This is a genomic window from Entomohabitans teleogrylli (assembly GCF_001484765.1).
Taxonomy (GTDB): Bacteria; Pseudomonadota; Gammaproteobacteria; order Enterobacterales; family Enterobacteriaceae; genus Entomohabitans; species Entomohabitans teleogrylli.
In genome coordinates this window covers 119,201-144,624 of sequence record NZ_KQ947378.1, presented here as the reverse complement: position 1 = coordinate 144,624, position 25,424 = coordinate 119,201, and the positions used below count along the sequence as shown (strand labels likewise).

Annotated in this window: 23 protein-coding genes; 20 read left to right on the top strand and 3 right to left on the bottom strand. The window is 57.2% G+C overall.

Features of this window, described 5'->3' with window-relative positions; all coding sequences use genetic code 11:
- Window positions 1-422: 422 nt before the first annotated feature.
- From AQ981_RS06260 to AQ981_RS06215, 10 genes are all read left to right on the top strand, one after another.
- Window positions 423-1,721, top strand: a complete 1,299-nt coding sequence (locus AQ981_RS06260; RefSeq protein ID WP_058910899.1) for an MFS transporter — start codon at window positions 423-425, stop codon at window positions 1,719-1,721.
- A gap of 313 nt (window positions 1,722-2,034) precedes the next feature.
- Entirely contained in the window at window positions 2,035-2,811 is a 777-nt protein-coding gene (gene exuR, locus AQ981_RS06255; RefSeq protein ID WP_058910898.1) for a transcriptional regulator ExuR, read from the top strand.
- 311 nt (window positions 2,812-3,122) lie between these two features.
- Window positions 3,123-3,785: a DedA family general envelope maintenance protein YqjA gene (gene yqjA, locus AQ981_RS06250; protein WP_058910897.1), complete on the top strand. Its 663-nt coding sequence runs from the start codon at window positions 3,123-3,125 to the stop codon at window positions 3,783-3,785.
- Between the two features lie 11 nt (window positions 3,786-3,796).
- On the top strand, window positions 3,797-4,168 hold the full coding sequence (gene mzrA, locus AQ981_RS06245) for an EnvZ/OmpR regulon moderator MzrA (protein ID WP_058910896.1): 372 nt from the start codon (window positions 3,797-3,799) through the stop codon (window positions 4,166-4,168).
- Between the two features lie 154 nt (window positions 4,169-4,322).
- Window positions 4,323-4,697, top strand: coding sequence for a DUF1090 domain-containing protein (locus AQ981_RS06240; protein WP_058910895.1), 375 nt, complete (start codon window positions 4,323-4,325; stop codon window positions 4,695-4,697).
- Between the two features lie 133 nt (window positions 4,698-4,830).
- Window positions 4,831-5,136, top strand: coding sequence for an ElaB/YgaM/YqjD family protein (locus AQ981_RS06235; protein ID WP_058910894.1), 306 nt, complete (start codon window positions 4,831-4,833; stop codon window positions 5,134-5,136).
- 2 nt (window positions 5,137-5,138) lie between these two features.
- Window positions 5,139-5,534, top strand: a complete 396-nt coding sequence (locus AQ981_RS06230) for a phage holin family protein (RefSeq protein WP_058911083.1) — start codon at window positions 5,139-5,141, stop codon at window positions 5,532-5,534.
- On the top strand, window positions 5,528-5,818 hold the full coding sequence (locus tag AQ981_RS06225; protein WP_121500621.1) for a YqjK-like family protein: 291 nt from the start codon (window positions 5,528-5,530) through the stop codon (window positions 5,816-5,818). The genes AQ981_RS06230 and AQ981_RS06225 overlap by 7 nt, the downstream gene beginning before the upstream one ends.
- 241 nt (window positions 5,819-6,059) lie before the next feature.
- Window positions 6,060-6,452, top strand: coding sequence for a DoxX family protein (locus AQ981_RS06220; RefSeq protein WP_058910892.1), 393 nt, complete (start codon window positions 6,060-6,062; stop codon window positions 6,450-6,452).
- Window positions 6,453-6,591: 139 nt separating this feature from the next.
- A complete protein-coding gene (locus AQ981_RS06215; RefSeq protein WP_058910891.1) occupies window positions 6,592-7,578 on the top strand; it encodes a glutathione S-transferase family protein in 987 nt (328 codons plus the stop codon).
- Between the two features lie 58 nt (window positions 7,579-7,636).
- Here AQ981_RS06215 and AQ981_RS06210 read toward each other — a convergent pair whose 3' ends face one another.
- A complete protein-coding gene (locus tag AQ981_RS06210) occupies window positions 7,637-8,539 on the bottom strand; it encodes a LysR family transcriptional regulator (protein ID WP_058910890.1) in 903 nt (300 codons plus the stop codon).
- Window positions 8,540-8,642: 103 nt separating this feature from the next.
- Here AQ981_RS06210 and AQ981_RS06205 point away from each other — a divergent pair, with 103 nt between their 5' ends.
- The 10 genes from AQ981_RS06205 to AQ981_RS06155 all read left to right on the top strand — a co-directional run bounded on the left by AQ981_RS06205 (window position 8,643) and on the right by AQ981_RS06155 (window position 22,144).
- Window positions 8,643-9,344 (top strand): pirin family protein, encoded by a 702-nt coding sequence (locus AQ981_RS06205; RefSeq protein WP_058910889.1) that lies wholly within the window; start codon window positions 8,643-8,645, stop codon window positions 9,342-9,344.
- Between the two features lie 27 nt (window positions 9,345-9,371).
- Window positions 9,372-9,554 (top strand): hypothetical protein, encoded by a 183-nt coding sequence (locus AQ981_RS06200; protein ID WP_121500626.1) that lies wholly within the window; start codon window positions 9,372-9,374, stop codon window positions 9,552-9,554.
- Window positions 9,555-9,713: 159 nt separating this feature from the next.
- Window positions 9,714-11,051: an esterase-like activity of phytase family protein gene (locus AQ981_RS06195; RefSeq protein WP_058910887.1), complete on the top strand. Its 1,338-nt coding sequence runs from the start codon at window positions 9,714-9,716 to the stop codon at window positions 11,049-11,051.
- A 320-nt stretch (window positions 11,052-11,371) separates the two neighbouring features.
- Entirely contained in the window at window positions 11,372-14,155 is a 2,784-nt protein-coding gene (locus AQ981_RS06190) for a 2-oxoglutarate dehydrogenase E1 component (protein WP_058910886.1), read from the top strand.
- Window positions 14,152-15,336 carry a 2-oxoglutarate dehydrogenase complex dihydrolipoyllysine-residue succinyltransferase gene (odhB, locus tag AQ981_RS06185; protein WP_058910885.1) on the top strand — a complete coding sequence of 395 codons (1,185 nt, stop codon included), beginning with the start codon at window positions 14,152-14,154 and terminating at the stop codon, window positions 15,334-15,336. The genes AQ981_RS06190 and odhB overlap by 4 nt, the downstream gene beginning before the upstream one ends.
- A gap of 12 nt (window positions 15,337-15,348) precedes the next feature.
- Window positions 15,349-16,764 (top strand): dihydrolipoyl dehydrogenase, encoded by a 1,416-nt coding sequence (lpdA, locus tag AQ981_RS06180; RefSeq protein WP_058910884.1) that lies wholly within the window; start codon window positions 15,349-15,351, stop codon window positions 16,762-16,764.
- A 25-nt stretch (window positions 16,765-16,789) separates the two neighbouring features.
- Window positions 16,790-17,971: an ADP-forming succinate--CoA ligase subunit beta gene (gene sucC / locus AQ981_RS06175; protein WP_058910883.1), complete on the top strand. Its 1,182-nt coding sequence runs from the start codon at window positions 16,790-16,792 to the stop codon at window positions 17,969-17,971.
- Complete coding sequence (sucD, locus tag AQ981_RS06170; protein ID WP_058910882.1) at window positions 17,968-18,846, top strand: succinate--CoA ligase subunit alpha; 879 nt, start codon at window positions 17,968-17,970, stop codon at window positions 18,844-18,846. The genes sucC and sucD overlap by 4 nt, the downstream gene beginning before the upstream one ends.
- Before the next feature lie 718 nt (window positions 18,847-19,564).
- Window positions 19,565-21,064 carry a DASS family sodium-coupled anion symporter gene (locus AQ981_RS06160; RefSeq protein ID WP_082683153.1) on the top strand — a complete coding sequence of 500 codons (1,500 nt, stop codon included), beginning with the start codon at window positions 19,565-19,567 and terminating at the stop codon, window positions 21,062-21,064.
- Between the two features lie 15 nt (window positions 21,065-21,079).
- Window positions 21,080-22,144: an Ldh family oxidoreductase gene (locus AQ981_RS06155; RefSeq protein WP_058910880.1), complete on the top strand. Its 1,065-nt coding sequence runs from the start codon at window positions 21,080-21,082 to the stop codon at window positions 22,142-22,144.
- On the opposite strand, the gene AQ981_RS06150 is transcribed toward AQ981_RS06155, so the two are convergent.
- Complete coding sequence (locus AQ981_RS06150; RefSeq protein WP_058910879.1) at window positions 22,141-23,502, bottom strand: sigma-54-dependent transcriptional regulator; 1,362 nt, start codon at window positions 23,500-23,502, stop codon at window positions 22,141-22,143. The genes AQ981_RS06155 and AQ981_RS06150 overlap by 4 nt on opposite strands.
- A complete protein-coding gene (locus AQ981_RS06145) occupies window positions 23,483-25,315 on the bottom strand; it encodes an ATP-binding protein (RefSeq protein ID WP_082683152.1) in 1,833 nt (610 codons plus the stop codon). Before AQ981_RS06145 ends, AQ981_RS06150 begins: the two co-directional genes overlap by 20 nt.
- Between the last annotated feature and the right edge of the window lie 109 nt (window positions 25,316-25,424).

Below are 25,424 nucleotides of genomic sequence, written 5' to 3'. Positions count from 1 at the left end.
TTATCACACCAATTTAATCCAACCGAGTAATTTTTCGTGAAAGGAGTCACAAAAAATACATATTGAGAAACCGTTTAGCCGCCATTTTTAGCTCGCCATCCGCGCCAAATCTGGCCTGCAGCCCCGTTTACATACCCACACAATTAAAAACGCTTTTGTGATATCACTCAACTTTTAAAGATGTATGACAAGTTATCGTATGCGCCGCCGATATACCACCGATGAGTGAATAACGGCGAGTTATCTATTGCTTTACCGGTACGGAAACCGAGTTTGCCTCAGGCAGTACTTTTCAATGGCAAGAGCCGGCCTGTACCGGGAATCCCCTTCCCGTTTCAGCCGCTCGTTACAGCTATCGCGCAGGCGCCAGGCATGAATTCGCCGCCTCTCCTGACGCAATACATAACAACCAGAGGTTTGAAATGAGAAAGATCAAAGGCTTACGTTGGTACATGATCGCACTGGTGACACTCGGCACCGTGCTGGGTTACCTGACGCGTAATACAGTGGCCGTCGCCGCGCCGACGCTTCAGGAGCAGCTCCATATCACCACTCAGCAGTACTCTTACATCATCGCCGCTTACTCCGCGGCCTATACCGTTATGCAGCCGGTAGCCGGCTATGTTCTGGATATTCTCGGTACCAAAGTGGGTTATGCGATGTTCGCCGTGCTGTGGGCGGTGTTCTGCGGCGCCACGGCGCTGGCAGGCAGTTGGGGTGGTCTGGCCATTGCGCGCGGCGCGGTTGGGGCAGCGGAAGCGGCCATGATCCCGGCAGGGCTGAAGGCCAGCTCCGAATGGTTTCCGGCCAAAGAACGCTCTATCGCGGTGGGTTACTTCAACGTTGGCTCATCCATTGGCGCAATGATCGCCCCGCCGCTGGTGGTCTGGGCGATCGTCTGGCACAGCTGGGAAATGGCGTTCATCATCACCGGGGTGCTGAGCTTTGCCTGGGCGATGTTGTGGCTGTGGCTGTACAAACATCCCAAAGACCAGAAACATCTCACCGGCGAAGAACGCGACTACATCATTAATGGCCAGGAGGCCCAGCACCAGACCCAAAATGCCCGCAAGATGTCGGCGTGGCAAATCATTCGCAACCGCCAGTTCTGGGGCATCGCGCTACCGCGCTTTCTGGCGGAGCCGGCGTGGGGGACCTTTAACGCCTGGATCCCGCTGTTTATGTTTAAGGTGTATGGTTTTAATCTCAAAGAAATAGCCATGTTCGCCTGGATGCCGATGCTGTTCGCCGATATGGGCTGTATCATCGGCGGTTATCTGCCGCCGCTGTTCCAGCGCTGGTTTGGGGTTAACCTGATAGTCTCACGTAAAATGGTGGTGACCCTCGGGGCGCTGCTGATGATTGGCCCGGGGATGATCGGCCTGTTCACCAGCCCGTATATTGCCATCGCGCTACTGTGTGTCGGCGGTTTTGCCCACCAGGCGCTGTCTGGCGCGCTGATCACCCTCTCTTCCGATGTCTTTGGTCGTAACGAAGTCGCTACCGCCAATGGCCTCACCGGCATGGCGGCATGGACCGCCAGTACGCTGTTTGCTCTGGTGGTCGGCGCGCTGGCGGATACGATGGGCTTCAGCCCGCTGTTTGCCGCGCTGGCCGTCTTCGATCTGTTAGGGGCGCTGGTTATCTGGACGGTGTTGAAAAATAAACCGGCCAATGAACTGGAAACGCTCCCGACATCCGCCGCCGCTGTACAGCATTGATGCTTTTTTGCGGCGCCCGCAGCAACGGCGCCGCGTTCTACCTTCCCGGGCCGCCAGCCGGCGGCTCCCGACCGCTGACAAAGCAGGAAAAAGCGTGGTTCTTCCTGCTTTGTGGTTATCAGCCGAAAATCAATACGTTGATTTTCCGTGTTTTTTAGCGGGTGATATCTGCAGCATTGATAATGCAATGAGGTCTGCCATCAACCCCGAGCCGCCTGCCGGCGGCTTTTCACTTCCTTTCTGGAGGTGCCTTGCGAAAAGTGGTATAACAAATTAAATAAGCCAAATATATTCCTGGAACCTGGAGCCGCGCATGGAAATAACGGAACCCCGACGTTTATATCAGCAGCTTGCTGCCGAACTGAAAGAGCGGATTGAAGGCGGCGTTTATCAGCCCGGAGAAAAACTCCCCGCCGAGCGCTTTATTGCCGAGGAGAAAAACGTCAGCCGCACCGTCGTGCGCGAAGCCATTATCATGCTGGAGGTGGAAGGCTACGTTGAGGTACGCAAAGGTTCCGGTATCCACGTGATCTCCAGTCAGCCGAAACACAGCGCGCTGCCGGATGAACGCCTGGAGTTCGCCAGCTTTGGTCCTTTTGAACTGTTACAGGCGCGCCAGTTAATTGAAAGCAATATTGCCGAGTTCGCCGCCACCCAGGTGACCAAGCAGGATATTGTTAAGCTGATGGATATTCAGGAAAAGGCGCGCAGCGAAAAATGTTTCCGCGATTCAGAGTGGGATCTACAGTTCCACGTTCAGGTCGCTCTGGCGACCCAGAACAGCGCCCTGGCGGCCATCGTTGAGAAAATGTGGACCCAGCGCGTCCACAACCCTTACTGGAAAAAACTCCATGAGCATATCGATCTGCGCACCGTCGATCACTGGTGCGACGACCACGATCAAATCCTTAAGGCATTGATCCGCAAAGATCCGCATGCCGCCAAACTGGCCATGTGGCAGCATCTGGAAAACACCAAGCAGATGTTATTCAATGAAACCAGCGATGACTTCGAGTTCAACGCCGATCGCTACCTGTTTGCCGAAAATCCGGTGGTGCATCTTGATACCGCCGCCCATCCACAGAAATAAACATTTCCCGACGGGGGTAAGCAAACGCGATATAGTGTCAGCGTTTGTAAATACCCTCGCCAGACCCCCTTCAGGCAAGCAAAATCAGGACTCACTCGCGCGGAAATATTGTGACGCTATCCAGCGCGCTTTGTTACAATCGTCAGCACTTTCTCACGCAATGCCTGAGCATTGCATCAGTTTCACAAGGAACTGTGATAAAGAGAAAATTCCTGATAGCCGCTGCGGCATATAAAACGCTAACCATAACGCCGTAGCTCGATTTGTTGTCTCGTATACCACTGGTTTTAACGATGTGCCAGGAAACATGAATGGAACTATTTACCCAACTGCTTAACGCTCTGTGGAGCCAGGATTTCGAAACACTCGCCAATCCATCAATGATTGGCATGCTTTATTTTGTGCTGTTTATGATTCTGTTTCTGGAAAATGGTCTGCTACCCGCCGCTTTCCTGCCCGGCGACAGTCTGCTAATTCTGGTCGGCGTGCTGATCGCCAAAGGCGCGATGGGTTATATCCCAACGCTGGTGCTGCTGACTACCGCCGCCAGTCTGGGCTGCTGGCTCAGTTATATTCAGGGAAGGTGGCTGGGCAATACGCGGATCGTGCAAAACTGGCTGGCCCATCTGCCCGCCCACTACCATCAACGCGCCCATCATCTGTTCCATAAACACGGGCTGTCGGCGCTGCTGATTGGCCGCTTTATCGCTTTTGTCCGCACCCTGCTGCCGACCCTTGCCGGCCTTTCCGGGCTGAATAATGGCCGGTTCCAGTTCTTCAACTGGATGAGCGGTCTGCTGTGGGTATTGATTTTAACAACGCTGGGTTACCTGTTAGGTAAAACGCCGGTGTTTATGAAATATGAAGATGCACTGATGTCGTGCCTGATGCTGCTGCCGGTAATCCTGCTGGTCTTTGGCCTGGTCGGTTCACTGGTGGTGGTGTGGAAGAAAAAATACGGTAACCGGAGTTAACACGGCTTAGTATGCGCATTCCTCGACCGTTTCGTTACATTCTGTCTGTTAGCCTGCTGGCCGGCGTACTGGCGCTGGCCTGGTCCGCTGCGCGCCATAACGACGCCACGCTGGAAATCCGCGCGACCCACGCCGGCGCCAGCGCGCCGGACGGTTTCTTCGTCTGGCATCATCTGGATGCCAGGGGAATCAGCGTCAGAAGCATTACCCCGCAAAACAACATCTTGCTGGTTAAGTTCGACTCCAGCGCCCAGAGCGAAGCCGCCCGGCAGATCCTGCAACAGGCGCTGCCGAAGGACTATATTGTCGCCGCCGCCGAAGATAACGATCTGGCGCATATGCTGCTGTCGCGCCTGAAAGGGGAATACCGACGCTTCGGGTAGTTTCCCACCACTCTGATTTTGCGCCAATCCTTTGGGTTTTGTCTGATACCCGGCTATGATTAGTCGGCATTTGAAATTCACCAATTCAATGTATTACAGACACTGGAACAGAGCTGGTCTACCACAGACTGGCTGCACAAAGGAAGGTTTTACCATGAATTACCGCTCAATTCTCGCTCTGGCCCTTTTCTCTTTTACTACCGTCGCCGCTGCCCAAAGCGCCTCGCCGTGTAGTGAAAAAGAGCAGTCAATCCTGCGCGAAATTAGCTACGCCGAAAAACACGGCAACCAGCATCGCATCGACGGGCTGAAGAAAGCCCTCAGCGAAGTGCGTGAGCACTGCACCGATAGTAAAGTACTTGCCGATCACCAGAAAAAAATCGCCGATAAGCGTGAAGATATCGCCGAACGCAAGGCCGAACTGGACGAAGCGCGTCGCAAAGGCGACCCGGAAAAAATTGCCAAACAGCAACGAAAACTGGCCGAGGACGAAAGCGAGCTGCAGGCGCTGTTGTCCCGTAATTATTAATGCCATCAGGCGGTGCCCTGGTTCCCGGGAGGCACCGTCGCGACCCTAAAGCCTTTGCCCCCGTTCGCTTCTGCTATGCTATAAATGAGCTTCCACCACGGAACTGGCTATTAATAATCATCTGGAGAAAACTATGTCTAAAGATTCCACCTCAGAACATTTGCGCGCTGAATTAAAATCCCTGGCAGATACTCTCGAAGAAGTGCTGAGCACTTCCGGCGAAAAATCGAAAGATGAACTGGAAAAGCTGCGCAGTAAAGCGCAGAAGGCCCTGAAAGAGAGCCGCTACCGCTTAGGCGAAACCAGCGATGCTATCGCGCGCCAGACGAAGGAAGCGGCGGCCAAAGCCGATGACTACGTGCGCGAAAACCCGTGGACCGGCGTAGGCATCGGCGCGGCAGTCGGTATCGTACTGGGCGTTCTGCTGGCGCGGCGTTAATGATGTCTGATACCCATCACCCCCAGGGGCCCGGCAGAAGCGTTATCGGCATCGGTCAGCGGATGATCGCCATTGTCGTCAGAATGGTGGAAACCCGCTTGCGGCTGGCCGTTATCGAGCTGGAAGAAGAAAAAGCCAACCTTTTCCAGTTGCTGCTGATGCTCGGGCTGACGCTACTGTTCGCCGCCTTCGGGCTTATGAGCCTGATGGTGTTGGTTATCTGGGCCGTCGATCCGCAATACCGCCTGAATGTGATGATCGCCACCACCGTCGTGCTGCTGTTGCTGGCGTTGATCGGCGGTATTATGACGTTGCGTAAGGCCCGTCGTTCCACGCTGTTGCGCCATACCCGCAATGAGCTGGAAAACGATCGGGCGCTGCTGGAGGACGAATCATGACGCGTGCCGAGCGCGAGAAGCGTAAGGCGATACTGCTGGGGCAGATCCAGCAGCAGCGTCTCGATCTCAGCGCCTGCCGTAAAGAGTGGCAGTATGCCACCGCGCCCTGGGATCGCGGCTGGAATACCCTGCTCAGCCTGCGCTCATGGGCGCTGGTTGGCAGCGGCGTGATGGCGGTGTGGAGCGTGCGTCATCCCAACTTCCTGCTACGCTGGGCGCGGCGCGGCTTTGGCGCCTGGAGTACCTGGCGTCTGGCGCGGAATGCGCTGCGCCAGCTTCGCTAACCCTCAATAACCTGACATGCCTCTCTTATCGCGCCAATGGCGCGTTAAGAGCGTCAGGTTTCGCTTCGCGCCTCATCATCATTTTTTTTGAACAAAAATAACAGTTTTTCTTGCTAACAATCCCCCGACGCCCCCTCTATTATCCTCTCCATCGCCGGCATTGATGGCTACTCGCCCGGAAATGCAGGAACAATAGCCCCGGGCAGTGTTGCCCTTTTTTAAAGGTCTCCTGGAGAGAAAAATGAAAAAATTCGAAGATGTTGGCATTCTGATTGCGCGTATTTTAATGCCGGTGCTATTTATTGTCGCCGGCTGGGGAAAAATTACCGCTTATGCCGGCACCCAACAGTATATGGAAGCCATGGGCGTTCCCGGGTTCCTGTTGCCGCTGACGATTCTGCTTGAGTTCGGCGGTGGTCTGGCCATCCTGTTCGGTTTCCTGACCCGCACCACGGCGCTGATCACCGCACTGTTTACCCTGCTGACCGCCTTACTGTTCCACAGCAACTTTGCCGAAGGGGTGAACTCGCTGATGTTTATGAAGAACATGACCATCGCAGGCGGTTACCTGCTGCTGGCTCTGTTCGGACCGGGCGCCTTCAGTATTGACCGCGTCCTGAAGAAAAACTGGTAATCCCTCAGCGCTGCGGCCCCACCCGGGTCGCAGCGCTGTCTGGCATTCTGAAAAGCGCGACATGCATGCAAGCTCAGGTATGACAGGTATACTCAAATAGCCTCCCGCCTTTTCCCCGGCTCAGTATCAGGAGAACATCATGGGACAACTGATTGACGGTGTCTGGCACGACACCTGGTACGACACCAAATCCACCGGCGGACGTTTCCAGCGTTCCGCCCCGGCATTCCGTCACTGGCTGACCGCCGATGGCGCCCCTGGCCCGACCGGCGACGGCGGCTTCGCGGCGCAAAAAGATCGCTACCATCTTTATGTCTCCCTCGCCTGCCCCTGGGCGCACCGCACGCTGATCGTCCGCAAACTGAAAGGGCTGGAATCCCTGCTGCCGGTTTCAGTGGTCAATCCGTTAATGCTGGAGCACGGCTGGACCTTCGACGACAGTTTCCCCGCCGCCACCGGCGATGCTCTGTACCAGCACGAATACCTGTATCAACTCTATCTGCAGGCCGATCCCCACTACAGTGGCCGCGTCACCGTCCCGGTTCTCTGGGATAAACAGACGCAGACCATTGTCAGTAATGAATCGTCGGACATTATTCGGATGTTTAATAGCGCGTTCGACGCGCTGGGCGCCAGGGCGGGAGACTACTATCCGCCTGCGCTGCGGGACAAGATCGACGAACTGAACGGCTGGATTTATGACACCGTCAATAATGGGGTTTACAAGGCGGGTTTCGCCACTTCACAGCAAGCCTATGACGACGCCGTCGGCAGTCTCTTTAACTCACTGGCGCGGCTGGAGCAAATTCTCGGCCAGCGCCGTTACCTGACCGGCAACCAGTTAACAGAAGCGGATATTCGCCTGTGGACGACGCTTATCCGCTTCGATCAGGTCTATGTGACCCACTTTAAATGCGATAAATACCGCATCAGCGACTATCTGAACCTGTACGGTTTTATGCGCGATATTTACCAGATGCCCGGCATTGCCGAAACGGTCAATTTCGACCATATTCGCAACCACTATTTCCGCAGCCATAAAACCATCAATCCCACCGGGATCATTTCCATCGGCCCGCATCAGGATCTTAACGAGCCTCACGGCCGGGATACCCGATTCAGTTAACCGGGCGCCGGGAGCGGCAGTCGAACGCCGCTCCTGAAGCGCTGCCAGCCGCGCTATGTCAACCGTATACCTTACCCAGTAGCTTCGGGATCTCGCGCAGGCACCAGGATTTGGCTTCCCCCATACTGTCGCGCCGCCAGGCCATAATGATGTCCAGCTCGCTGGTCGACTCCGGACTAACCACCCGCAAGCGTCCCTCGGCAATATCTTTCTCCACCAGATGCCAGGGCATCGTGGCGACCCCCATTCCGGCCAGCAGCGCCTGACGCTTATCCTCCATAGAACTCAGGGTCAGACGCGGCTGTTTGTCCAGCAGTTGTACCGTTAGCACCGGGCGCTCACGGGCGGTATCCGCCACCGCCACGCCGCGATATTTCACCCGGGTGACGTCGGACAGCGGCTCCGGCTCCTGGTGAATCGGATGGTCTGGCGCCGCCACGTAGACGCTCATCACTTTGTACAATTTACGGGAGTTAATCTCGGAAGAAGATCGAAAATGCATATCCGGCGCAATCACGATATCCGCTTTACCTTGCTCAAGGCTTTCCCAGGCGCCGGCCAGTACCTCAGTCATGATCGACAGTTGGGTATTGGCCTTTTCCGCCAGTTTGTCCACCAGCGGGAAGAGCGATACCGCCGGTACGAAAGCTTCGGTCACAATGGTCAGATGGGTTTCCCAGCCTCTGGCCAGCGCTTCCGCGTCGGTAGTGAGCTTATCCGCCGCCTCGAGCAATACCCGCCCGCGCTCCAGAAGCATACGCCCGACATTGGTGAATTTGGTCCGATGTCCGGAGCGGTCAAACAGCACCACATCCAGCTCTTCTTCAAGTTTTTGCATGGTATAGCTCAGCGCCGAAGGCACCCGCCCCAGCTCATCCGCCGCCGCGGCAAAGCTGCCACGCCGGTCAATCGCATCCATCACCCGCAACGCTTCCAGCGTCAATGCTCTGTCTTTTGCCATCGCGTTCTCATTCAGGAAATTTGAACATACCCAGCAGATTAACTGGCTAACAATGCAGCGTCCAGACATTTAACATGGTGATACAGAAAGAGAGGTTATTATTATGATTACGCCACGCACAGCCAAACAGTGCGGCCAGGCCGATTATGGATGGTTGCAGGCCCGCTACACCTTTTCTTTTGGCCACTATTTTGATCCCAAATTGCTGGGTTACGCCTCCCTGCGGGTATTAAACCAGGAGGTACTGGCGCCGGGCGCCGCCTTCCAGCCGCGCACCTATCCCAAAGTGGATATCCTGAATCTGGTGCTCGACGGCAGTGCCGAATACCGCGATAGCGCCGGTAATGCCGTACAGGTTGACGCCGGCGAAGCGCTGCTGATCTCCACTCAGGACGGTGTAAGCTATAGCGAGCAGAATGTCAGTAAAGAAAGTTCCCTGACGCGTATGCAACTGTGGATGGATGCCTGCCCGGAACGGGAGAATCCGCTGCTTCAAAAAATCCCGCTACCGCCGGTGAAACATCAGTTGCTGGCGTCGCCGGACGGGCAGGAGGGCAGTCTGATCCTGCGCCAGCAAGTATGGATCCACCATCTGTGTCTGGAAGAAGGTGAACGGATACCGTTTCGTTTACAGGGGCCACGCGCCTATCTGCAGTCGATTCACGGCAGTATCCATGCGCTGACCCCGGCAGAAGATAAAGGGTCGCTGACCTGCGGCGACGGTGCGTTTATTCGTGATGAAGCTAACATTACCCTTGTTGCCGATTCGCCTGTACGCGCATTACTGATAGATTTACCGGTATAGATGGATGATGGATTAGCGGAGTCAAATGTGAGTAAAAAAGCCCCCCACAAAAAGAAAAAAGCCGTCGTCCCCCCGGCGGCAGTGGAAATCAGCGTTAGCCAGAATCCTGCCAACCCCGGGGAGTTCGGCTACAACGATATGCTTGGCGAACTGGAAGCCATCGTCGCCGAAGCGCAGGTCAGGCTGGCGGAGGAAGAGGCTACGGCCTGATTGCCGCGAACAACCTGCGTTCTCCCGGGCGCCAGCGCGCCCGGGAGCTTCATACTATCTCGCCTGCTGCCCATCGCTGACAGCGCCAGGTCATATTTCTGTCATCGCCACTCCCTAATATCAACGCTGCTTTTTACCTTTGGTTCAGGGAGATTAAATATGCAAAAAATACTATCCCAACTGACGCTGTTGAGCGGTATGGCGTTCAGCGCTCCGTTGCTGGCCCAGCAGGAAGTTCCCGCCGTACTGGCCGGCCATGCAGTATTACCGGTGAAATCCACACTGGCGGCGCCTGAAGACGCGCCGGCCGACCTGCGGCAAAGCGGGAAATACACCAGCGGCAAGCGGGTGACCAAACCCGGCAGCGTGGCGGGAAAATCTGCCGATCGCCCCACGGGTATTGGCCTGCCGATCGACGGCCAGCCGCTGCAGGGCCATTCAGGCATCAAGCGCATGGCCGACGGTACGTACTGGGTACTTACCGACAACGGTTTCGGCAACAAGGCCAACTCGCCGGATGCGATGCTGTATCTCAATCAATACCAGGTAGATTTCGCCAGCGGCGAGGTTACCCGGCTGAAAACAATATTTCTGCACGATCCGGACAAAAAAGTACCGTTCCACATCGTTAATGAAAGTAGCGAAAAGCGCTATCTGACCGGCAGCGATTTCGATCCGGAAAGTTTCCAGTTTGCCGATAATGCGCTGTGGATTGGCGAAGAGTTTGGCCCGTATCTGATCAAAGCTGACCTTGATGGCCGCATTCTGGCGGTTTTCGATACCCCGGTTGACGGTAAGATAGTGAAATCGCCGGACAACCCAACCCTGACGCTGCCCGGCGCCCCGGACGGCCAGCTTAATTTTCAGGTGGCGCGCTCCAAAGGCTTTGAAGGGATGGCCGCCGCGCCGGATGGCAGCATGCTTTACCCACTGCTGGAAGGGGCTTTGTGGGATGGTAAGCAGTATGAAAACATCGATGGCAAGCGCTACCTGCGGTTACTGGAGTTCGACGTCAAACAGCAGGCGTGGACCGGTCGCAGTTGGCAATATGTACTGGAAGATAATCAGCATGCGATTGGCGATTTTAATATGATCGATGCCAGCCACGGGCTGATCATCGAACGCGACAATGGCGAAGGCACCGCCGATCGCGCCTGTGCTGCAGGTACCGCGACTGAACACTGTTTCAGCAATGTCGCGAAGTTCAAGCGCGTGTATCGCGTTGCCTTCTCCAACGCAAATGCCGGTAAACCAGTGGAAAAACAGGCCTGGATCGATTTGCTGAAGATTCAGGATCCCGACAAACTGGCGCGCAAGCCGCTGAATGATGGAGTCTTTACCTTTCCGTTTTTCACCATTGAAAATGTGGATGTCGTGGACAAGAACCACATTATTGTCGGCAATGATAACAACTTTCCGTTCTCCGCCAGCCGCCAGCCTGATACCGCGGACGATAACGAATTTATTCTTCTGCGGGTGGATGAACTGCTGCGCTGACACAGCAATGCCCACAAACAACACAGGCGCCGATACCTGGGGCCTGTTATTCACATCCTTCGTCTAAGCGCTTTTAGCGGCCAGTTGTTCCCTGCCATAGTAAATACGTTATCTCCTTCTGAACCGGTTACCTGCGAACACTCTCCCTGTGCCCAACTCCGCTCAGTTTTCCTGCCCCTGTTACATTTTCCGCCATATCCTGCACGGTGATAAAAAACAACGCATTATTTTTCAATAAATTAAAAAATTCTCAAGCTGGTATGGATTCTGCAAAGCGTAGGTCGTTATTCGCTTTCCCCGATGACCACAAGGAGAAAAAGATGGAATTACCCTCTCTGTATACTGCGGCGCTATTTAACGGAGAAAACGCCGGCTTTCTCGATCAACAATACCAGTTGTGGCTGGATTCCCCGGAACAACTCCCGGAAGACTGGCAACAACTCATTTCGCAAACAGAAAACGCCAGTTCCCTTGCCAGCGCAGCCGCGACGCAAGCGCCTCCTTCCGGCGCCGCGCTGAAAAAACAGATTGCGGTGACCCTGCTTACCCGGGCAATACGTGATAAAGGCCATCTGCATGCCCGTCTCGATCCCCTTGGGCTACAGCCTCAGCCACCAGTCCGCGAGCTGGATCCGCATAGCTGGGGCCTGGAAGCGGCGGATATGCAGCAGAGCTTTTATGTCACGTTTGGCGCCCGGCAGGCCAGCATGCCGCTGACCCAGGCGCTTTCTCTGTACCAAACCGCCTGGTGCGGCACGACCGGTTACGAAATCATGCATCTGGAAGATGCCCGGGAAATTGACTGGCTGCTGAGCCGCATAGAGCAGCCGGCCCCCGCCGATGTCGCCCCGACACAAAAACTGGCGCGTCTTGAACAGCTCACCCGCGCCGAAACCCTTGAACGCTACCTGCATACCCGTTATGTCGGGCAAAAGCGTTTTTCACTGGAAGGTGGCGAAAGCGCCATTCCGGCTATTCATGCGCTGATCGACCAGTTAAGCCGCCAGGGCGTGGAAGAGCTGGTAATGGGTATGGCGCACCGTGGTCGTCTGAATGTCCTGGTTAACGTCATGGGCAAATCGCCTGCCCTGCTGTGCGCTGAATTTGAAGGCAAACAGCCGCGGCTGTCCGGCTCCGGGGATGTTAAATACCACCTTGGCTATGCGAGAAATATTGAAACGGCCCACGGCACAATGCACCTGTCGCTGGCCTGTAACCCCTCACACCTGGAGATAGTCAACCCGGTAGTCCAGGGGCAGGTGCGCGCCCGCCAGGACCGGCGCAGCGATAGCCATCGCCAGCAGGTTGCCGCACTACTGATTCACGGCGACTCGGCGCTGGGGGGCCTGGGCGTCAACCAGACCACCTTCGCCCTGTCCGCCACTCGCGGCTATGCCACCGGCGGTACAGTGCATCTGGTGATTAACAACCAGGTCGGCTTCACCACCTCCCACCCGCAGGATATGCGCTCATCCCGCTACTGTACCGATATCGCAAAGGGCGCCGGTATGCCGGTGCTGCACGTCAATGGCGACGATGTGGACGCGGTGTGCCAGGCGATGAGTCTGGCGGCAGAGTGGCGCCAGACCTTCCACAAAGATATCGCTATCGACCTGGTCTGTTTCCGTAAGCATGGTCATAACGAAAGCGATGAACCCCGCCTCACCCAGCCGCAGATGTATCAGGCCGTCGACAGCCACCCCGGCGTGCGCAGCCGCTATGCTGACAAACTGGTCCGCCAGGGAGTGCTGACCGAAGCATCTGCCGCAGCAATGGTGGAGCAAACCCGCCAGTGGCTGGACAACCCGGAAGTGGAAAACCACCCGCAGGCGTCAGGACACCGCTGGAGCAGCGACTGGCGCGCGGTCGATCAAAGTAGCTGGAGCCCGATTACCGGCACCCAGGTATCCCGTGAACGGATCGCCGGCTGGGGCGAGGCGCTGTCCGGCGTCCCCTCTGAATTCGCGGTTCACCCCACCGTCGCACGCCAGTTGACGCAGCGCAGGGCGATGTCCCGCGGCGAACAGCCCGTCGACTGGGGCATGGCGGAGGCGCTGGCCTGGGCCTCGCTGGTCGAAGAAGGCCACCGGGTTCGTCTCTCCGGCGAGGACGCCGGGCGCGGTACCTTCAGCCATCGTCACGCGGTACTACACCATCAACAACAGGCCGCCAGTTATATCCCGTTGCAGCATATCAGCCCCCGCCAGGCGACCTTTGAGGTGATTGATTCGGTGCTCAATGAAGAAGCGCTGCTGGCGTATGAATATGGTTATTCCACCAGCGCGCCGGACGCTCTGACCATCTGGGAAGCCCAGTTTGGCGATTTCGCTAACGGCGCCCAGGTCGCTATCGACCAGTTCATCTGCTCCGGCGAAACCAAATGGCAGCGCTACAGCGGCCTGACCGTTATGTTGCCCCACGGTTACGACGGGCAGGGACCGGAACACTCATCGGCGCGCCCGGAGCGCTGGCTACAGCTATGCGCAGAAAACAACATGCAGGTGGTGATGCCCAGTGAATCCAGCCAGATGTTCCATCTGCTGCGCGGCCAGGTGATGCGCCCGATGCGCAAGCCGCTGATTATCCTGATGAGTAAGCGCCTGCTGCGCGCCAAAGCCGCGATGAGCGATCTGACCCGTTTCACCGACGACACTTTCCGCCCGGTGATTGGCGATCCGCTCAGCCAGCCGCCCGCACAGATTCAACAGGTCATCCTGTGCAGCGGCCAGGTCTACTACGACGCGCTGGAAGCTCGCCAGCAGCGCGGTCTGGAAGAGAAGGTGGCGATTATCCGCCTTGAACAGCTATATCCGTTCCCGGACGAGGCCCTCTCCGCCCTGCTGGCGCCGCTGAACCGCTGCCGCCATTGGGTATGGCTCCAGGAAGAGCCGGAAAATCAGGGCGCCTGGCGACAGATTCACCACCAGCTCGTCGCCCTCACGCCAGGCGCACGCTGGCGCTATGCGGGCCGCCCCGCCGCCGCCGCGCCAGCCACCGGCTATGGCGCCGTTCACCGTCAGCAAATTACCGACTTCCTCAACGAGGCATTTGCCCCGGTCCTCCAGGAAGTGGAGAAAAAAGTCACTGCAGGAGCAGAACAATGATCGAAATTACCGCCCCCCAACTCCCCGAATCCGTTGCCGAAGGTACCCTGTCGCGCTGGTGTAAACAGCCCGGAGAGGCGGTACAGCGCGACGAAGTCCTGGCGGAGCTGGAAACCGACAAAGTGATCCTCGAAATCCCCGCCCCCCAGGACGGCATCCTCAGCGCCATCATCTGCCCGGAAGAGACCACGGTGACCTCCGGGCAACTGTTGGCCCATCTCCAGCCCCAGGCCGCTACCGCCGCGCCTGACTGTACCGGACCCGCCGCGGCGTCTGCGTCATTGACCCCGGAAATGGTAGCGCCGCCGGTGATGCCGGCGGCGCGTCAGGAGGGGCTGCGCCAGGGGATCGCCCCGGAACAGGTAGCCGGCAGCGGTAGCGGAGGGCGGGTATTAAAAGAAGATGTCGCGCGCGCCGCCGCGGCAAAAATCCCCGCCGCCGCCAGCGCGCCGGCATCGTTCATCGCGGCAGACGCCCAGCCCCGCGGCATACGCCGTGAACCGATGTCCCGGCTGCGCGCCCGGGTGGCGGAGCGATTACTCGCCTCGCAGCGGGAAAACGCCATTCTGACCACCTTCAACGAAGTGAATATGCAGCCGGTGATGGATCTGCGCCAGCGCTGGAAAGCGCCTTTTGGCGAAAAACACGGCGTAAAACTCGGCTTTATGTCGTTCTTTGTCAAAGCGGCCGCTTACGCGCTGAGCGAATATCCGATTCTCAACGCCAGCGTCGAGGGGCAAGAGATTGTCTGGCACGACTACTGCGACATCGGCATCGCCGTCAGTAGCCCCCGGGGTCTGGTAGTACCGGTACTGCGCGACGCACAGCGGATGTCGATCGCCGATATTGAACGCCAGATCGCCGATTACGCCGTCCTGGCCCGCGCCGGCAAACTGCCCCTTGAAGCCCTGCAGGGCGGAACATTTTCGATCACCAACGGCGGCACCTTCGGCTCGATGATGTCCACGCCGATCATTAACCCGCCGCAGTCCGCCATTCTCGGCATGCACGCGATTACCCCGCGCGCAGTGGTGGAAAACGATGCCATTGTCGTACGGCCCATGATGTATCTGGCCCTGAGTTATGACCATCGCATTATTGACGGACAGGAAGCGGTACAGGCGCTGGTACTGGTCCGCCGCCTGCTGGAAGCGCCGGAACGTTTTTTACTGGAAATTTAAAAGGAAATCACCATGAGCACCCTTTACGATGTGGCGGTCATCGGCGCCGGCCCCGGAGGCTATGTCGCGGCGATTCGCGCCGCGCAGCATGGGCTGAAGGTCGCCTGCATTGACGATTACGCCGGACCTCAGGGGGAACCCTCCCCCGGCGGCACCTGCCTGAACGTAGGCTGTATCCCTTCCAAAGCGCTGCTCCAGTCCTCTGAGCTGTATCACGCGCTACAGCACGAAGGAGCTGCCCACGGTATCAGCGTCAGCGGCGCCACGCTGGATGTTCCGGCGATGATGGCGCGCAAAAACGCCATCGTGACCCGTCTCACCCAGGGTATCCGCCTGCTGTTTGAACGTAACCGCATCGCGTTTTTCCACGGATGCGCCACGCCGCTGCGCTGCCTGGATGGCATCTGGCAGCTTTCCCTCAGCCAGCACCAGGCGTCGCAAACCCTGCAGGCCCGCCATGTCGTGCTGGCGATGGGCTCCCGGCCGCGCGCGCTGCCGGGAGTGACGGTCGATAACGTCACTATTCTCGATAATGCCGGCGCGCTGGCGCTCACCAGTTGCCCGGCGCGGCTCGGCGTGATCGGCGCCGGCGTCATCGGCCTGGAGCTGGGTTCTGTCTGGCAGCGGCTGGGCGCGCAGGTCACACTGCTGGAGATGGCCGACACCTTCCTGCCGGCGCTGGAAAAACGCCTGGCCAGCGAAGTCCGCAAAGCGCTGACTGCCAGCGGCCTGACCATGGAATTTGGCGTCACCCTGGAACGCGTCGAAAAGCGCGGCAAAACCCTGGTCCTCCACTGGCAGCAAAGCGAACAAGCGCAGCAAACCACGGTCGATAAACTGATCGTCGCCGTCGGGCGGGTGCCCAACAGCGACAGGCTCGACATCGAAGCGCTGGGGATAACCAAAGACGCGCGCGGCGGTATCGCCGTGGATGAGCTGTGCCGTACCGGGCAGCCGGGGCTATGGGCGATTGGCGATCTGGTGCGCGGCCCGATGCTGGCGCATAAAGCCATGCATGAAGGTATTCAGGTGGCCGATGCCATTGCCGGGCAGCCGGTGGCGCCGGTCGATCTCTCCGCCATCCCCTCCGTGATTTATACCGACCCGGAAGTCGCCTGGGTAGGCGTTACCCAGGCGCTGGCCGGCGTCAAAAAAGGCAGTGCGCCGTTCGGCGGGAATGGCCGGGCGCTGGCGCTGGGTCGGGATACCGGCCGCTGTACCCTGTATGTCCAGGAGCAGACCGACAGGCTGGTCGGCGCCGCCATTGTCGGCCCGCAGGCTTCCGAACTGATCAATGAGGTCACCATGGCTATGGCGTTCCAGGCGTCGGCGGAAGATCTCTCGCTCACCATGCATGCCCACCCGACGCTCAGTGAAGTGCTGCATGAAGCCGCGCTGGCGGCAGATAAACGGGCCATCCACGGCTAAAAATCATTCACGAGGAGAAACAGGAATGAATCTTCATGAGTATCAGGCCAAAGGCCTGCTTGCCAGAGCGGGCCTTCCGGTTCCGCGGGAAGTCTTCATCAGCGACGCCAGCCAGTTGACTCAGGCATGGCAACAGGTTGCCCACGGCGGGAAAGGCGCGGTCGTCAAAGCGCAAATTCACGCCGGCGGCCGCGGTAAAGCCGGCGGCGTCAAAGTTTTTAGCGATGCGCAGGAAGCACAGCGCTTTGCCGCCGGGCTTATCGGCAGACATCTTGTCACCTACCAGAGCGGCCCACAGGGGCAGTACGTGAGCGGAGTGCTGGTGGGAGAGAATATCTATCCGGTACGCCAGGAGCTCTATTTCGGCATGGTGGTGGATCGCGAAAGCCAGAGAACCACCATTATTGTCAGCCCGGAAGGGGGGGTGGAAATCGAACAGGTGGCGCGGGAAACGCCAGAGAAAATCGGTAAAGTACATGTCGATCCGTTGACCGGCGTACAGCCGTGTCATATCCGTGAATTGCTGAGCGTACTCCAGCTGGAAAAAGCGCAATGGCCCGCTTTCAGCCAGTTGGTGGAAGACGCCTGGCAGGCATTCCACGCCTGCGATTTCGCTCTACTGGAGATTAACCCGCTGGTGATCCGCGAAAACGGCGACCTGATGTGCGCCGACGCCAAGGTTTCACTCGACGATAACGCCCTGTACCGCCATCCGGATCTGGATGCGCTGCGCGATGAAACCCAGGAAGATCCCCGGGAACGCCAGGCGGCGGCGCTGGATCTTAATTACGTCTCTCTGGACGGCGATATCGGCTGCATGGTAAACGGCGCCGGACTGGCGATGGCCACCATGGACATCATCAAACTCTACGGCGCCGAGCCGGCAAACTTCCTTGACGTCGGCGGCGGCGCGACCCAGCAGCGGGTCACTGAAGCTTTCCGGCTAATCTGTTCCGACGCCCGGGTCAAAGGCATCCTGGTAAATATTTTTGGCGGCATCGTGCGCTGCGACATGATCGCCAACGCGATTATTCACGCCCTTGAACAGGAGCGCGTGACGGTACCGGTGGTGGTGCGGCTGTCCGGCAACCATGCCGCCACCGGCCAGCAGTTGCTGGCCAACAGCGGTCTACAGGTAAAAGCCGCCAGTTCACTGGATGAAGCGGCCCGGCTCATTATTGAACAACTGAATCAGGAGGTGGCATGAGTATTTTAGTTAACCAACAGACGCGCGTTCTGGTTCAGGGATTCACCGGTAAAAACGGGACATTCCACTCTGAGCAGGCCATCGCTTACGGCACGCGGATCGTCGGCGGCGTGACGCCGGGCAAGGGCGGACAGCGCCATCTCGACAGGCCGGTCTTTAACAGTATGAAAGCCGCAATGGCGGTCACCGACGCCGATGCCAGCGTGATTTATGTGCCGGCGCCGTTCGTGTTTGACTCAATTGTCGAAGCCGTTGAGGCCGGCGTGAAGCTGATCGTGGTGATTACCGAAGGGGTGCCGACGCTGGATATGCTGCGCGCCAGGCGCCTGCTGGACAGCCATCCCGACGTGCGGCTGATTGGGCCGAATTGCCCGGGAATTATCACGCCGGGCGCCTGCAAAATTGGCATTATGCCTGGCGATATCCATCTCCCCGGGCGCATCGGCATCGTCTCGCGCTCCGGTACCCTGACCTATGAAGCGGTGGCGCAAACCACCGCCCTCGGCATGGGTCAGTCTACCTGCATCGGCATCGGCGGCGACCCGATTCCCGGGACTAACTTCATTGATGCGCTACAGCTGTTTGAAGACGACCCGGACACCGATGCCGTCATTATGATCGGCGAAATCGGCGGCAACGCCGAAGAACAGGCGGCGGAATTTATTCGCCATGAAATGAGTAAACCGGTGGTCGGTTACATTGCCGGCGTCACGGCGCCGAAGGGTAAGCGGATGGGCCACGCCGGCGCGATCATCTCCGGCGGCAGCGGCAGCGCAGAGGACAAATTCCGCGCCTTTGAGCGTGCCGGCATCGCCTGGACCCGCAATCCGGCGCAGATTGGCAATACGCTGGCCGAGGTATTAGCCGGGAAGTAAGCGCTGAGCGGGCGCCAGCGCAATCAATATCACCGAAAAGGGGCTCAGTGCAGACGCTGAGTCCCTTTTAAATCAAACCGCCACAACTCTTCTTCGCTGCCTGGCATGTCTGGCAAAGTCTCAGGTTGTTGATACTTAAATCCCACCAGACATGAAATTAAGCGCGCCTTTAATCATCATGCGATGAGCGCCAGCGGCGCAAAATTTAGTTTGTCACACGTTAACCGGGACTGTTGCGGCTTCATGGGCCATCAGCACATATTTGTTGTCATCCGGCAACCAGAACGGGGTTTAAACGTGCAGGCATCCGGACGTATTTGAGCCGTTCTACAGTCATCGGCGGGATAACCAGACGTCGATTGATATCACCCATAATATCACTGGCGCCCTATTCATAAACTCCATATCCCACAGGGGGAGCGCTACCGCCAGCAACGCCACGCTACTGGTGTGGTAGCGCTGATTTTGCTTGCTCCTGGCCGATGCCCGAACAGCGCTCATGTAAAGCGATACCGCAGGACGAGCTTCCCCGACTCCCTCCCTCATTTCCCTGTGCGCCAGACGGCGCACTTTTTTTTCACTGTGCGGAAATCCACTCAATTTTTATGTGCCCATTCAAAATAAAGATTTAAAAATCAATAAATTAAAATAAACAAATACCTGGCACACCCCCTGCAATAAGGAGAACGACTATTTCTTTCCGATTAACGAGGTCACTATGTCCAGTATTTCATCCAACATGCCGGATAAAAAATGGGCCATACCCCACCCCGGGCTATGGATTGCCGCGCTTGCCGCCATCATCATCATGTTTCTCCCCTTTGGCCCGGACCTGCCGGTCGCCGGAAAAAACATGATAGCCATCCTGGTGTTCGCCATTATCGTCTGGATTAGCGAGGCGATGGACTACACCGCCAGCGCCATCGCCATTTCGGCGCTGATCATCTTCCTGGTCGGATTCGCTCCGGATATCCAGAACCCGGATGCCCTGCTGGGCACCACCAAAGCGCTGAAAATGACCCTGTCCGGTTTTTCGAACTCGGCGCTCGCCCTGGTGGCTGCCGCGATGTTTATCGCCGCCGCCATGACCGTCACCGGTCTCGACCGGCGTATCGCGCTGTTCACCATGTCGAAAATCGGCGCCAGTAGCCGCAGTATTTTGATCGGCGCTATCGTGGTAACCATCGTTCTGAGTCTGGTGGTGCCCAGCGCTACCGCGCGCACCGCCTGTGTGGTGCCAATCATGATGGGCGTGATCGCCGCGTTTAAAGTGGACAAACATTCGCGCATGGCCGCCTCAATGATGATTGTCATTGCTCAGGCGACCAGTATCTGGAACGTCGGCATTCAGACCTCCGCCGCACAAAACCTGCTGTCCATGGGCTTTATTCATAAAACCCTCGGCGCCGAGCACGCTATCAGTTGGCTGGACTGGCTGCTGGCCGGGGCGCCGTGGAGTCTCGCCATGTCAGTGATCCTCTACTTCCTGGCGCGCAAATTACTGCCGCCGGAAACCGAAACCGTCGAAGGGGGAACCGATGCGATTAAGAAATCCCTCGCCGATCTCGGTCCCACCACCGCAAAGGAAAAACGCCTGATTGTCATTTCTCTGCTGCTGCTGTTCTTCTGGGCCACGGGCGGCAAACTGCACAGTATTGATACCACCTCAGTTACCCTCGCCGGTCTGGCGATTATGCTGCTGCCGGGTATTGGTGTAATGCAGTGGAAAGACGTGGAAAAACGCGTCCAGTGGGGAACGCTGCTGATGTTCGGCATCGGGATTAGCCTCGGCTCCACGCTACTGGATACTCAGGCGGCGACCTGGATGGCGAACTACGTGGTGAAAGGGTTCGGCCTCGAGTCCCTCTCCGCCTTCACTATCTTCGCTATCCTGGCGGCGTTTCTGATCATTATTCACCTCGGGTTCGCCAGCGCCACCGCGTTAACCGCCGCCCTGCTGCCGATCCTGATAAGCCTGCTGATTAGCCTGCCGGAAAGCGCCGGCGTCAACCCGGCCGGCATGACTATCCTGCTGGCATTCACCGTCAGCTTTGGCTTTATTTTGCCGATTAACGCGCCGCAGAACATGGTGTGCCTGGGGACTGACACCTTCACCCCACGCCAGTTCACGCGCATTGGGGTGGTGTTGACCATCGCCGGCTACCTGATGCTGCTGCTCTTCGCCTCCACCTGGTGGAAAGTACTGGGTCTGATGTAACAGGAGATAAATCAGATGGAAATCGCTATTGAGAAAATTCGTTGGTTAACTGCTGGCCTGCTGGAACTGAGCGGGTGTGAACCGGATATCGCTCAGGATGTTGCGGAACATATGATCGAGGCTGACAGACACGGCTACAGCAGTCACGGCGTCTCGCTGTTACCCAAGTATCTCGACAACATTGCCCGGCGGGATGTCACCCCTAATGCGCGTCCGGAGCTGTTGACCGAAAGCGCCGGCCTGCTGCGCTTTCACGCCCATAACGGTTTTGGCCAGCACGCCACCAAAGTGGCGATGCGCGCGGCCATCAGCAAAGTCAGAAACGAAGGATATTGTCTGATGACCCTGTGCCACGCCCATCACCTGGGGCGCCTGGGTCATTACGGGCAGATGGCTACGGACGCCGGACTGAGCCTGTTCGCCGTCAGCAACGTCACCGGACGGCCGGCGCTGGTGGCGCCGTGGGGCGGGGCGGAGGCGCGCCTGACCACTAATCCATTCTGCTTTGCCTGGCCGGTGGACGCCGGGCGCCCGGCGGTATTGGTGGATTTCGCCACCAGCAGCATGGCGCTCAACAAAGCGCGGATCCTTGCGCAGCAGGGGCAACGCGTCGCGCCGGGCCAGGTCATTGATGCCGGCGGTAATCCGAGCGACGACCCGGCGGTACTGTTCGCCAACAGCGCCGGCGCCCTGCTGCCGTTTGGCGGCCATAAAGGCTTCGGCCTGGCGTTAATGATTGAGCTGATGGCTGGCGTGCTTTCCGGCGGGGATACCATTGCCCAGGATCACAGCGCCAACGGCTCAGCCCACAACCATCTGTTCGCCCTGCTGGTCGATCCCAGCCGATTCTGCGGCAAAGCGCAGTCTCAGGATAAAGTGAATGATTTTATTGACTATTTACTGCAGACCAAACCGCAACCGGGGATCGATCATGTGATTTACCCCGGTATGCCGGAAGCAGCGATGCGCGCGGCCCACAGCGCCAGTATCACGCTGCCGCCTGCGCTCTGGCAGTGGATCACCGAGCGCTACGCCGGCAAGGGAATCGATTTACAGGTTCCCCTGACGGCCAACGCTTAACTGGTCGACTCCGCAGTACGAAATACCTGCGGATTGATCTGGTGCTTGTTAAGTTTGTCGTACAATGTTTTCCGCGGCAGCATCAGCTGCCGCGCCGTCAGGCTGACCTGGCCGCCGGTCTGGCGCAGCATATCCTCAATCAGCTTCTTCTCGAAAGCATCAATACAGGCGTTCAGGCCGCACTCTTCCTGCTGATTGATGGCAACCGACTGCGGCGCGCTCAGAAGCCCCAGCACAAAACGCTCGGCGGTGTGTTTCAGTTCCCGGACGTTGCCCGGCCAGTTCTGGGCCTGCAGCCACGCCAGCAGTATCGGCGAGATCTCCGGCAGCGGCTGATGGTAATTTTGCGCCGCCTGGCTGGCGAACCAGTAAAACAACTCGGGAATATCTTCGCGGCGCTCGCGCAGCGGCGGAATGCGCAGCGTCACCACATTCAGACGGTAGTACAGATCGAGCCGGAAGCTGCCCTGCTCGCACAGCTTCAGTAAGTCAACTTTGGTTGCCGCCACCACCCGGCAATTTACCGGGATCAGTTGGTTAGCGCCCAGCCGCTCAATGGTGCGCTCCTGCAATACCCGCAGCAGCTTGGCCTGCATCGCCAGCGACATCCCCTCAATTTCGTCAAGGAACAGAGTACCGCCATCGGCATGCTCGAACTTGCCAATACGCCGCTTTACGGCGCCGGTAAATGCGCCCTGCTCATGGCCGAATATCTCGCTTTCAAACAGACTCTCTGGCAGGCCGGCGCAATTCAGCGCCACAAAATGACCGCGGGTGGCATTGTTCCAGTGATGCAGGGCCCTGGCCACCACCTCTTTACCGCTCCCGGTTTCGCCGTGAATCAACACATCGGCGCCAGTGCCGGAAATACGCATCAGCATGTCGCGCAGCGCGTTCATCACCGGGCTGCGGCCAATCAGTAGCGGTCCCTTCTCCTGCTGTAGCGTGTTCTTGAGCAGGCGATTCTCGACCACCAGACGTCGCTTTTCCACGGCGCGCCCCACTACTTCGAGCAATTTTTCCGAGCTGCACGGTTTTTCAATAAAATCATAGGCGCCGTTGCGCATCGCCTCGACGGCCATTTCCACATCGCCATGGCCGGTTATCAGAATCACCGGCAGATCGCTGTCCCGCTCCCGGGCGTGCTTCATGAGATCCAGCCCCGATAATCCGGGCAGGCGAATATCGGTGACGACAATGGCATAGGGCTCTCTCTCAATGGCCTGTAGCCCCTGTTCCGCGTTGGTCAGCGCAATAACCTGATATCCCGCCAGCGCCATCGTCTGTTCGCAGGCAAAGCGCACATCATCACTGTCTTCAACATAAATAATTTTTATATCAGGAAGATGCTGGTTCATCTTGCTCTCTCCATTCATCCCACACCAGCGTGAATACCGTACCGCCGTCCGGGTGGTTATCCGCGCTGATAGTTCCATGCGAACTGGTAACAATTTCGCTGACAATCGCCAGCCCAAGCCCCATGCCCCGGCGTTTGGTGGTAAAAAACGGCTCGAAGATGCGCCCCAGAACCTCCGGCGATACCCCGGGACCACTGTCTTTAATGGCGACAATCACCTGACCGCCGTGTTCGCGGACCGCGATATCCAGACGTTTGAGCGGCTGGTTCTCCATCGCATCAATAGCGTTAATGATCAGGTTACTGAAGATCTGTTCCAGCCCCAGCCCATCGCAGCCCACCATCAGCGACGATGACGAAATATTGATGCGCCGCTCCACGCGGTTTTTCTCCAGATTGTGGTTCAACAGCGCCACTGCGTTATACAGCGCTTTGACAACATTGGCGTTGCCCTTCGGCACCCGGTGACGACTGGCGAAGGCCTTCATTTCCGAGATGTTCTGGGTCATACGCTCAATGACCGAAATGATATAGCGCAGGTTCTGATCGACCTCAGAATACATATGGCGTTCCAGCATTTTGCGCGCGTTATCGGTCAGGGCATGGACCGCCGCCAGCGGCTGGTTCTGCTCATGAGCCAGTTCCGTGGCCATCTGCCCCAGCGCCGCCAGCTTGCTGGATTCGGCCAGTTCGCTGCGCGTATGCTGCAAAGTACGCTCGGCCTCAATGCGCTCCTTCATCTCCTGAATCAATTTCTGGTTAATGCCTTTCAGCGCCCGGGTTCTGGCGCTGACCTCCCTTTCCAGGTACTCGTTATTTTTCTCCAGGAGATTTTGCGCCCGTATCCGCACCCGCAGATATTTAAATAGCATCAATAAAAACAGGTAGGCGATCAGAATCACCGCACCAGCAATGCCGATCACCAGATAGACATTTTTCATTGACGAGACCGAGGCAATTTCCCAGTTAAATTCCGGGATCGTCAGCTTTTGCCGGTAATAGCGGGGAAATAAACAGCTTTGTGTCTTATCAAGATTAAATAACCTAAAGGCATAAAAATCAAAACAGGGGTAATGCTTCACCACTTCCATAGCGCTGATATTATACTGTCTGGTTTTTACGAATTTCTCCAGAACCGGAGGCGGCAGCGCATATAACGATTTTATCCGCCACTGCGGATTAACACTTAAAAATATAACACCATGCTCATCAGAAACATAGATATTATCCGGCCCTTCAGACCAGGCGCTTTCAATATCATTAAGACTGATTTTCACCACCATCACACCAGCAATACGCCCCTGATGCTCAATGCGAAATGACAGGAAAAAACCCGGGCGCAACGTCGTACTGCCAATACCGTAAAACTTCCCCAACCGGCCCGCCATGGCCTGAGTGTAATAGGGACGAAAACTATAATCCTGACCTACATAACTCCCTTCTTCCTGCCAGTTGCTGGAAGCCACCGCCTTCCCCTTAGGGTCCAGAATGAACAGCGCCGCGGTACGTAGTTCTTTATTGAATTTTTCAAGGCGCACATTCAATGTCGCCAGGGAGTCGTTATTCGGGAAAATAACATTATTATGAATCAGGCGATCCTGGGACAGCAGGAAGGGTAAATAATTATATTGTTCAATGGTTGAATACAGCGTCGCCTTATACATTTCCAGACGCATGCGCCCGGCATCGGAAGAGGTTAAGAAAAATACTCTTAAGAAAAAATACCCGCAGCCAAGGAGAATAACAAACAACAGAAATCCAACAGTAACGAAATACCGCTTTTGTTCAAAAATATTCGCATTTGACTTTATCATAAAAGTACCATGGAAGGTATTTTTGAATAATTATATGGAAAATCCCCAGTCAGCAGTACCAGTTGCGCCGGATAGTGTGAATTCACCTGCACATTCCCGGGAAAAGTGT